The sequence below is a fragment of the Streptomyces sp. 13-12-16 genome (genome assembly GCF_002114215.1).
In the GTDB taxonomy this organism is placed as follows: domain Bacteria; phylum Actinomycetota; class Actinomycetes; order Streptomycetales; family Streptomycetaceae; genus Streptomyces.
In genome coordinates, this window is the sequence record NZ_NCTE01000445.1 from 1 (window position 1) to 10028 (window position 10028).

Sequence of the window (10028 nt, forward strand, 5' to 3'; positions counted from 1 at the left end):
GGTCGCGCACGGCCGCGGCGCCCATGCCGTACGCGGCGAAGACGACGAGGGTCAGCGCCGTGAAGACCGCGCCGCGCCGGAGCACGAGGCCGGGGGAGCCGGGCGCGGCCACCACGCCGGCCCGGCGGCCGTGGGACGGCCCGGCGGCGAGGGTGTACACCACGCCGGTGCCGGGGGTGACCACCACGACCGGGGTGGTCAGCAGGAACGCGGGACTCAAGAGAACCCTCCGGGAGGTCGACGGTCCTCCCAGCCTGCTACGGCCGTGGTCCGATGGGCAGAGCCAAAAGGAGCCGGCCCGACCGGTCCAAAAGCCGCTGGTGCCCGGCCTGCCCGCCGCCCCCGTCGGGCGGCGGCTCAGGTGCGGGCCACGAAGGGGCGGGAGAGGACCGTGACGGTGACGGAGACCGCGGCGAGCGCGGTGATCGTCGTGGCGGGGGCGAGGTGCTGGGCGATGCCGCCCGCCAGCGCGGCGCCGATGCCCTGCCACGTCATGCGGCCGGCCGACTCGACGCCCTGGACCTGGCCGCGGACCGGGTCGGGGGTCAGCGTCAGGAGCCGCTCCTGAAGGGGGAGGGTGGCGGCGAAACCGGCACCGGCGACGAACACGGCGGCCGTCGCCACCGGCAGGGGAGGGTGGAGGGCGAACAGCAGGTACGGGGCGGCGAGCAGCAGGCGCAGGGCGAACGCGCAGCGGCGTCGCCGTTCGGCGGTGAGGAGCCGTCCGACGGTCAGGTCGCCGAGGAGCATGCCCGCCGATCCGGCGGCCAGGAGGACACCGGCGTGGTCGGGGGCGTAGGAGATGAACAGGGCCTCGCAGCCGACGATCAGTCCGTTGGGGACCCACAGGTTCAGCAGCAGTGCACGCGGGCCGGAGCGGGAGAGGAGCGCGGTGTTGGCCGTCCAGGTCTGCCGCAGGCCGGGGCGTCGGGGCGGGCGGATCGAGCGTTCCCGGACGGTCGTCGCCACCACGACCAGTCCGGCGCCGGTCAGGGCCGTCGCGGCGACGAAGACGTCCTGTGGGTTCAGGTACCGCAGCAGTACGGCGCCGAGCGCGTAGCCGAGGACGGCCATGCCGCCCGAGGTGATGTTCATCAGCGAACGCGCCGGGACGTACGCGGAGGCCGGCACCACCTCGGCGAGCAGCCCCATCCGGGTGCCGGTCCCCAGGGACTGGAAGAAGCCCAGCACCAGGAGGAGGGCGAAGCGGACGGCCAGCGGCAGTCCGGGGACCGCCTGCGCGGCCACGCCCAGCAGCGAGACGCACTGGAGCGCGACGAGGGTGCGGCGGGGGCGGTTCCCGTCCGCGACCGACATCAGCGTCATCGCGCCGAGCACGGTCGCGAAGGTGGCGCCGTACATGCTCACGGCCGTCAGGAACGGGGAGCCGGTCTGCCGGTCGACCAGCGTGGCGAGCGCGAAGCCCGACAGCGTGCTCGCGGCGACCGTGAGGGTGAAGCTCGCGTACAGGCCGGTGAACTCGCGGTTGCCGAGCAACGCGCGGTAGGTGGTGGTGGGTTCGGAGGTGTCGGAAGGCATGAAAAAAGCCTTCGAACGCTCCCGCGGGGGCGTCGAAGGCCAACACGCACACTCTAGCGCCCCGCGGCCTCAGCCGAGGCGGCGGATCGGGGTGCCGGACAGGTAGGCCTCGATGTCCTCGACCGCCTGGCCGTAGTACGTGCGGTAGTTGAGCCGGGAGACGTAGCCGAGGTGCGGGGTGGCCAGGAGGCGGGGGGCGGTGCGCATCGGGTGGTCGGCGGGGAGCGGCTCCGTGTCGAAGACGTCGACGGCCGCGCCCGCGATACGGCCCTCGCGCACCGCGGTGAGCAGCGCGTCCTGGTCGACGAGTGCCGAGCGGGAGGTGTTGATCAGGTGGGCGGTCGGCTTCATCAGGGCCAGTTCGGGGGCACCCAGGATGCCCCGGGTGGTGTCACCCAGGACGAGGTGGAGCGACACGAAGTCGGCGGTGCGGAGCAGTTCCTCCTTCGAGGGGGCCAGTTCGACGCCCACCTCGTCCGTGCGCTCCTTGGTGAGGTGCGGGCTCCACGCCGTGACCTCCATGCCGAAGGCGAGGCCCACCCGCGCCACCCTGCTGCCGATCTTGCCCAGTCCGAGCAGGCCGAGGCGGCGGCCGTGCAGGTCCGCGCCGACCGTCGACTGCCAGGGGCCGCCCGTGCGCAGGGCGTTGTTCTCCGGGACGATGCCGCGGGCCAGCCCGAGCAGCAGCGCCCAGGTCAGCTCCACCGGCGGGGTGGGGGAGCTCTGGGTGCCGCAGACCGTGACGCCGTTGCGTTCGGCGGCGGCGTAGTCGATGACCGAGTTGCGCATGCCGGACGCGACGAGCAGCTTCAGCCGGGGGAGCCGGTCGAGCAGGGAGGCGCGGAACGGGACGCGTTCCCGCAGCGTCACCGCGATGTCGAAGTCCGCGAGCGCCGCGGCCAGTTCGTCCTCCGTGGTGAAGTGCTCGGTGAAGGAGGTCACCTCCACGCGGTCGTGGAGGGGGCTCCAGTCGGCGATCGTGGTGGCGATGTCCTGGAAGTCGTCGAGCACGGCACAGCGAAGCCGCATGTCGGTCCTTTCCCGTGAGCCGGTGCCCCCGCCACGGCTCGGGCGGGCGCCCCTGGATTGTCCGGCATGAGCTGCGGTCGTGGCCGGGGGCGTGGGAGATGGACAGGGCCTCGCAGCCGACGATCAGTCCGCCTGGGACCCACGGGTCCAGCGGCAGGGCGCGCGGGCCGGCGCGGGGGAGGAGCGCGGTGTTCGTCGTCCAGGTCCGGGGCGTCGGGGCGGGCGGACCGAGCGTTCCCGGACGGTCGCCGCCGTCACCATGGGCACGACCCGGCACCGGCGCCGGCGGTTCCAGCCGTACCGGACGCCGGCACGACGGCACGGGCACCCGCGGTGGCACCCGTGAGGGCTCAGTCGACCGTCCAGATACCGACGATGACGCCAACTGCTATCGCGATCACCCAGAGGGCGACCTGTATCTTCTTGGAGTTCTCCATGAGATGGCCTTCCTCCCGTTGTCAAGACGTCGTGCGGAGAGGTGGGAAGGGCGGGGGATCCCGGCCCCCGCCCTCCTGCCTTGCCCTGATCAGTCGGGGATGAATCCGCCGGTGGGATCAGCGCAAGCCCACAAGTCCCCCATTTCTTCGCTCCAGTCGCTACCGTCTTCGTCCAGTATCGAATTCGTGGTGTAGCAGGCGGCGACATAGCCGGGCGTCGGCTTCGCCCAGCGCCCCACGGTTTTCGCTCCCGACTTCAGCGCCCCGGCGATGTCGTCCCACAGGAGTCCGGTGGGGTCGACGCGGTTGACGGGGTCGCCGGCGGCGTAGAGGTAGGGGTTCTCCTCCTGGCCGGAGGGGTCGGGCTGGGTGAAGCGGCCGAGGGCGGGGTCGTAGTAGCGGTGGCCCATCTTGTACAGGCCGGTGGGGTCGAGGTAGGCGCCGGCGTAGCGGTACGGCTGGGGGACGGCCTCGGTGGGGGTGGTGCGGGGCAGGCCGGTGGGGCCGTAGGCGTAGGTGTGGGTGCGCTTGCCCGCGTCGTCGACGAGGCCGAGGACGTTGCCGGTGGCGTCGGTGAGGTAGTAGAAGGACTTCCCCCCAGTCGTCATGGAGTTCAGGGTGCCCGCCGGTTCACGGATGAATCCGGTGTCGACGCCGTTCGTCGTCGTGGACGCCAGGCCGAGCGCGGTGTGGTGGAACCAGGTCGAACCGAGCTTGGTGCGTTCGGAGTTGTCCGTCCCCGCGTGGACCAGGTCGTAGGTCCTGCCGGCTGCGGTGATACCGGAGAGCTGGCTGTGGTCCGTCCAGGTCTCGTTCGTGCGGGCGATGGTGCTCGCACCGGTGGTCTCGTTGCCGAGCTCGTCGTGGGACCAGCCGGTGGTGGAGCCGTTCTTGCCGGTCAGCTCGCTCGCGTCGTCGTAGCTGTAGGTCGTGGCGCCCGGGCAGGTGCTCTTGCTGCCGTCGTGGCTGGTGAGGTTGCCGGCCTTGTCCCAGCAGTACAGCCAGGACGCCTTGCGCGCGCCCATGGAGTCGGCCTCCAGGGCGTGGCGGAGGCGGTCCTGGGAGTCGTAGTCGTAGGTGGTCGTGAGCTTGGTGAGGTTGTCGGTGCGAGTGCGGACCTTGGTGGTGTCCTTGCCCGCGGTGTTCTTGTAGCTGTAGGTCAGGTCGACGAACGTCTGCGTGCCGGAGGTGGTCTTGATCTTCTCCGGGCGGCCGTTCTTGTCGAGGGTGACCGTCTGGGTGGTGCCGCCGGGGTAGACGGTCGTGGTGCGCTTGTCGTTGTCGTCGTGGTCGAAGTCGGTCTTCTTGCCGTCCGGGGCGACCAGGTGGTCGAGGCGGCCTGCGTCGTCCCAGGTGTAGTCGGTCCTTCCGGTCGGGTCGGTGTAGTGGTCGACGTCGCCGCCGGGGGTGTAGGCGAGGGCCGTTTGCGCGCCGTTCTGCAGGGTGCGCACGCTTTCACGGTTGAGCTTGTCGTACTGCCAGGTGGTGGTGCCGGAGGCGTCGGTGCGGGTCGTGACGTTGCCGTCACCGTCGTAGGCGTAGGTGACGGTGAGGTTCGTGGAGGAGACCTCGCGCACGCGGTCGCGGGAGTCGTAGCCGTAGACGGTGGTGATGCCCCGGCCGTCCTTGACCGTCTCCACCCGGCCCAGCGCGTCGTAGGTGTAGGTCGTCTCTCCCAGCGGCGCCGGGGGCTTGACCTTGATCAGGTTGCCCTTGGTGTCGTAGGTGAACGAGGTGACCTTGCCGTTGCCGTCCTTCGCCGTGCAGCGCTGGCCCTCGAAGCCGCCGCACTTCGGGTCGGCCTCGTTGTAGGTGTACTCGCGGGTCGCGCCGGCGGTGCCCGACGTGGTCACCGACAGGGTGTTGCCGTTGGCGTCGTACGTGAAGCTGTCCTTGCGGCCGTCGGCGGTCGTGAAGTCGTCGGGCAGGTCGGTGCCCGCGATGGTCCGGTACTGGGAGACCTGGGCGGTGGCGCCCATCGGCAGCTCGGCCTTCACCGGGTTGTTGCGGCCGTCCCAGCCGTAGGTGGTGGTGTTGCCGCCGGTGCCGTCCGCGCCCGTGCCCATCGCGTCGATGGCGGTCTGGGTCAGGTGGTTCTCGTAGGTGGCGTGCCGGGAGTGGCCGAGGGGGTCGGTGACCTTGGTGACCTCGCCGTCCGCGTTGTGCGTGTAGATCGCCTCGTCGCCGTCGGGGTCGGTGACCGTCGTGGTGCCGGCGTCGGACGGGGTGGCCGCGCTGTAGTCGTAGCGCCAGGTCGGGCCGGTGTGGCCGCTGGAGGACGACTCGGTGGCCCGCTGCACGGAGGTGACGCGGTTGTGGCCGTCGTAGGTGAAGAGGGTGACCGTTCCCTCGGGGGTGGTCACCTTCGTCACCCGGCGCGAGGAGTCGTACGCGTAGGTGGTGGCCTTGCCGGCGGTGTCGGTGACCTTGGTGAGGTTGCCGGCCGCGTCGAGGTCGAGGACGGCGGTGCGGCCGGTGTGGTCCTTGGCCTGCCACTGGTCGCCGTAGGTCTTGAGCAGGTCGATCCAGCGGCCGGAGCGGGTCTCGGTGAGCTTGAAGCCCTTGTGCTCGGCTCCCTCGTCGTGCTGGTCGACGGTGATCGTGCCGTCGTTCCTGTCCGTGACCTTGAGCAGGGTGCCGTGCTCGTCGTACGTGTCCCTGGTGCCGGACTTGCGGTCGGTCAGCGTGTAGGTGCCGTCCGCGTTCTTCCTCAGGTCCTTGGAGTAGCCGGCCGGGGTGGTGTAACCGCCCGTGCCCGTCTCCTCGAAGCGCAGGGTCTCGCCGGTGGCGTCGAAGACGACGACCTCGCCGTCGCCGACCTGGAGGTAGCGCTCGTAGGCCTGCCACCAGCGCTGCGACACCTTCCCCCAGGGGGCGTCGAGGGAGTTGTAGGTGCGGGTGAGTCGAAGCTTCTGGCCCACCCCGGCGATGTCGAAGTCGGTGGCCGCCAGCATCAGGTTGCCGTCGGAGACGTTCACCCGCGCCACCAGCGCGTCGTTCAGGCGAGTGTCGAGGATGCGGTGCCAGGGCACCTCGCCCTGCCCCTCGGGGACGTACGCCGTCCCGGCGGCAGCGGCCGCGCGGGCGGTGGTGTCCTCCCCGGCCGCGCGGGCCTCCTGCGCCGTACGCCACGCGGCGACCTCCGCGGACGGCTCCGCCTCCGCGCGGGAGGCCGGGGGCTTCGTCGAACCCACCGGCGTCGCCGGGGCCTCGACCTTGGTCGGTTCGGTCCACGGGCTCTCCGGCTCCGGCAGCACGGGCTTCGGCGTCGCCGCCAGGCCGGGTGCCGCCGCGATCACCACGGCGGCCGTGGTGATCGCCGCGACGAGAGCGGTTCTGTGTGTTCTCCGGGCACGCCACGACGGCGTGCGCACGGCACGCGAGTGCATCAGCTTCCCCCACAGGGAGTCAGGAGTACGACAGACGGGCAGTCGGAACCGGAGACCCCCACGGTCACCGGCGCCCCACAAGGTGTCACAGGACGCACACAAAGTGACGCGGCGTGCCCTCGAACGTCATATGCATACGGGCTGGAATCGGCCCCACCGCTTACCGGTGGCAACCAGGGCTGTTCTTGGGCGAAGTGGACTGATGGAAGCGTGAAGTTGTCCACTCTCAGCCCTTTTCGCAGGGTGGCATCGACCGAAAAGCTTCAAGTCAGGGTCAACCCGGAACGTTTGCCGCTCTTCAGGGGGCTTTTTCGGACAGGTTCACGGCGGGCCCACCCGGCCGTGCGGACAGTGATCGCCCGGCCCCCTCGGGGCGGATGCGGGAAAACGCCTGGCGGGAAGTTGTCTCAGAGGGTGTGTCCGCCCCGTGACGGTTCTGTGGGAGCGGTCCCACGGCCTGCACACTGACCGCGTCCGGCCGATCCGGCCACGTTCGCCCCCTTTCCGTGAAGGACCTTCGCGCGATGAGCGAATCCGGCAGATCCCTGCCCTTCTGCCGTTCCCGTACGCGGCGCCCCGCCACCCCGAACCGGTTCACCGGCCCTGTCCGGTGGGCCGGACGCCTGCTGTGCTGGAACCTCGCCGCCGGCATGGCCGCGGCCGCCGCCGACCTCCTCCTCGCACCGTCCGCCGGCTGGTGGCCCGCCTTGTGGCCGCTGCCCTGGTACCTCACCTGCGCGTCCCTCCTCGCCTGGGCCGTCCTGCGCGCCCGCGAGAAGGCCGCGCACCGGCCGCCGGACGAGGAGGACCTGCCCGGGGAGTGGGACACGGCGGCCTGAGGGGACGCGCGTGAGGTGGCCGTGGTCAGGGGAGACGCCGGGTCCGGCCCCCGGAGGACCGGGCCGACTCCGCGTCGGTAAAGGCACGGGAGGGGCGGGCGTAGCGTAGGTGGTATGACGACGTACGGATCCTTCCCCGGCACGCGGCCGCGGCGTCTGCGTACCACCCCCGCCATGCGGCGCATGGTCGCCGAGACCCGGCTGCACCCCGCCGACTTCATCCTCCCGGCCTTCGTGCGCGAGGACGCGGACGAACCCGTGCCGATCGCGGCGATGCCGGGTGTCGTGCAGCACACGCGGGACAGCCTGAAGAAGGCGGCGGCGGAGGCCGTGGCGGCCGGCGTCTCCGGGATCATGCTGTTCGGCGTGCCGGAGGAGTCCAAGAAGGACGCCGTCGGGACGCCCGGCACCGACCCGGACGGGATCCTCCAGGTCGCCCTGCGGGACGTGCGGGCCGAGGTCGGGGACGACCTGCTCGTCATGTCCGACCTGTGCCTCGACGAGACGACCGATCACGGGCACTGCGGGGTCCTCGACGAGCAGGGGCGCGTCGACAACGACGCCACGCTGGAGCGGTACGCCGAGATGGCCCAGGTGCAGGCCGACGCGGGCGCCCACGTCGTCGGGCCGAGCGGGATGATGGACGGGCAGATCGGCGTCGTCCGCGACGCCCTCGACCAGATCGGCCGGGAGGACGTCGCGATCCTCGCCTACACCGCCAAGTACGCCTCCGCCTTCTACGGGCCGTTCCGGGAGGCCGTCGCCTCCTCGCTCCAGGGCGACCGCAAGACGTACCAGCAGGACCCGGCGAACGTCCGCGAGTCGATGCGCGAACTGGCGCTCGACCTGGAGGAGGGCGCCGACATGGTGATGGTGAAGCCGGCGGGCCCGTACCTGGACATCCTCGCCCGGGTCGCGGACTCGGTGGACGTGCCGGTGGCGGCGTACCAGATCTCCGGTGAGTACTCGATGATCGAGGCCGCCGCAGAGAAGGGCTGGATCGACCGGGACCGGGCGATCCTGGAGGCGCTGACCGGCATCAAGCGGGCCGGTGCGCGCAACATCCTCACCTACTGGGCCACCGAGGTGGCCCAGAAGCTGCGTGCCGTTCAGTAGGTTCGACGGGTTCAGTAGGTGAGGGCGTCGTCCATCGACTGCTGCCAGTACGTCACCGCCATGCTGCTGTCGTAGTACACGCCGTCCGCCGGCAGGGCCGGGATGGCCGACGGGCCGCCGTCGCTGTTCGGGGTGGAGCCCTGGAAGGCGACGGTGAGCTTGTGGGCGGTGGTGCCGCCGTCCCCGCTGCCGTCGGCGGCCGACAGGAGCACGCCCGCGTACGCCGTCTCACCCGGGGCGAGGGTGACCACGGCCTGCGGCTTCGACGCCTCGACGGGCTGAGGCACCCACTGCATCTCGTCGAAGCGGAGCACCGGGTAGTAGGTGAGGTCGCAGGTCCCCGAACCCGAGTTCTTGACCGTGATCAGCATGTGGTTGACGGGGCGGGAGACCGGCCGGGCGTCGACGGTGGTGTTGGATCCGTTGCAGGTGACGCGGGAGTTCCCGGAGTCACCGGAGTTCCCGCCGGTGCCGGCGGACGTCCCCTTGTCGCCGGTCTTGCCGTCGCTCTTGCCGCCGGCCTCGTCCTGCTCCGCGGTGCCGCCACCGGTGCTCCGGCCCTTGTCCGCCTGGGAGCCGCCCGAGGGGGCCTCGGTGCTCTCCGCCGCCCCCGCGGGCTGGGAGGCACCCTCGTCCTGCGTGCCCGCGCCGTCCTCGCAGGCGGTGAGGGCGAGGGCGGCGAGGACGGCTCCGGCGGCGGCGACGAGGCGGATGCGAGAGGTGCGCATGGTGAATTCCTTTACGTGGTTCAGGGGTTCGGCGTGGCCACTCGACCGGGAGCCGGGAGCGGCGTGCTTGGATGACCAGAGCTTGTCCGCCGATCCGTCCCGGTCGCCACACCTGGCGGGGGATCCGGGACGCTGGAACGCGCGGAACGCTGTGACCTGGGGAAACGACCGTCCCCTGGAACGGCGGAATGGGATACGGGGGCGGGAGGAACAGTGTCGGAGAACACGGCCGCGGCGGAATTCGCCGCGCAGTTGAGGGCCTTGAAGGAGCGGTCCGGGCTGAGCTACGGGGTGCTCGCCAAACGGCTCCACATGAGTACGTCGACCCTGCACCGTTACTGCAACGGGGACGCGGTGCCGACGGAGTACGCGCCCGTCGAGCGGCTGGCCCGGCTGTGCAAGGCGCGCCCCGAGGAACTGGTCGAGCTGCACCGGAAGTGGGTGCTGGCGGACGTGACCCGGGGGCGGAAGGGCGCGCCGTCGCAGGGAGCGGCGTCCGCCGGGGGAGCGGCGTCCGTGGACGCACCGGCACCCGCGGCCGAACCGGCGGAGGACGCGACGGTCCGGGACCGGGAAGCGGACGGCGGTCCGGCGGCCGGGCAGCCGGCGGGCGGGCAGCCGATGGCCGGTCAGTCCGAGGCCGGGACCCCGGGAGCGGGGACCCCGGACGTGGGTGCCCAGAAGGTTGAGATCCCGGGAGCGGGGACCCCGGACGTGGGGACCCAGAAGACCGGGACCCCGGGAGCGGGGATCCCAGGAGCGGGGACCCCGGGAGCGGGAGCCCCGGAGGCCGAGATCCCGGCGGTCACCGGCCCCGGCGAGGTCCGCCCCCGCCCCCGCCGCCGTACCCGTACCGCCGTCCTGGCGGGGATCGCCGTGGCCGCCGTGCTCGGCGGGGGCACGTTCGCCCTGGGGGGCCTGCCGGACGGCGGCGACGGCGGGGGGGACCGG

The 10028-nt window shown here is 71.8% G+C and carries 7 protein-coding genes and 1 pseudogene; 3 read left to right on the forward strand and 5 right to left on the reverse strand.

Annotated features, from left to right (window positions below):
• The 4 genes and pseudogenes from B7767_RS48060 to B7767_RS49100 form a co-directional block, all read right to left on the reverse strand.
• Positions 1–220: pseudogene (locus B7767_RS48060) on the reverse strand (hypothetical protein); the annotation flags it as partial.
• 137 nt (positions 221–357) lie between these two features.
• Entirely contained in the window at positions 358–1539 is a 1182-nt protein-coding gene (locus B7767_RS18200; RefSeq protein WP_085573116.1) for an MFS transporter, read from the reverse strand.
• Between the two features lie 69 nt (positions 1540–1608).
• Positions 1609–2568, reverse strand: a complete 960-nt coding sequence (locus B7767_RS18205) for a D-2-hydroxyacid dehydrogenase family protein (RefSeq protein WP_085573117.1) — start codon at positions 2566–2568, stop codon at positions 1609–1611.
• A 526-nt stretch (positions 2569–3094) separates the two neighbouring features.
• Positions 3095–6394 carry an RHS repeat-associated core domain-containing protein gene (locus B7767_RS49100; protein WP_085573118.1) on the reverse strand — a complete coding sequence of 1100 codons (3300 nt, stop codon included), beginning with the start codon at positions 6392–6394 and terminating at the stop codon, positions 3095–3097.
• A 524-nt stretch (positions 6395–6918) separates the two neighbouring features.
• Here B7767_RS49100 and B7767_RS18215 point away from each other — a divergent pair.
• Both B7767_RS18215 and hemB read left to right on the forward strand, forming a co-directional pair.
• Entirely contained in the window at positions 6919–7233 is a 315-nt protein-coding gene (locus B7767_RS18215; RefSeq protein WP_073933011.1) for a hypothetical protein, read from the forward strand.
• A gap of 114 nt (positions 7234–7347) precedes the next feature.
• Positions 7348–8349, forward strand: coding sequence for a porphobilinogen synthase (hemB, locus tag B7767_RS18220; protein ID WP_085573119.1), 1002 nt, complete (start codon positions 7348–7350; stop codon positions 8347–8349).
• An 11-nt stretch (positions 8350–8360) separates the two neighbouring features.
• Here the strand turns inward: hemB and B7767_RS18225 are convergent, their stop codons facing one another.
• On the reverse strand, positions 8361–9077 hold the full coding sequence (locus B7767_RS18225) for a DUF4232 domain-containing protein (RefSeq protein ID WP_085573120.1): 717 nt from the start codon (positions 9075–9077) through the stop codon (positions 8361–8363).
• Positions 9078–9290: 213 nt separating this feature from the next.
• Between B7767_RS18225 and B7767_RS48080 the strand changes: the two genes are divergently transcribed.
• A partial coding sequence (locus B7767_RS48080; protein ID WP_256923479.1) for a helix-turn-helix transcriptional regulator occupies positions 9291–10028 on the forward strand: 738 nt, incomplete at its 3' end.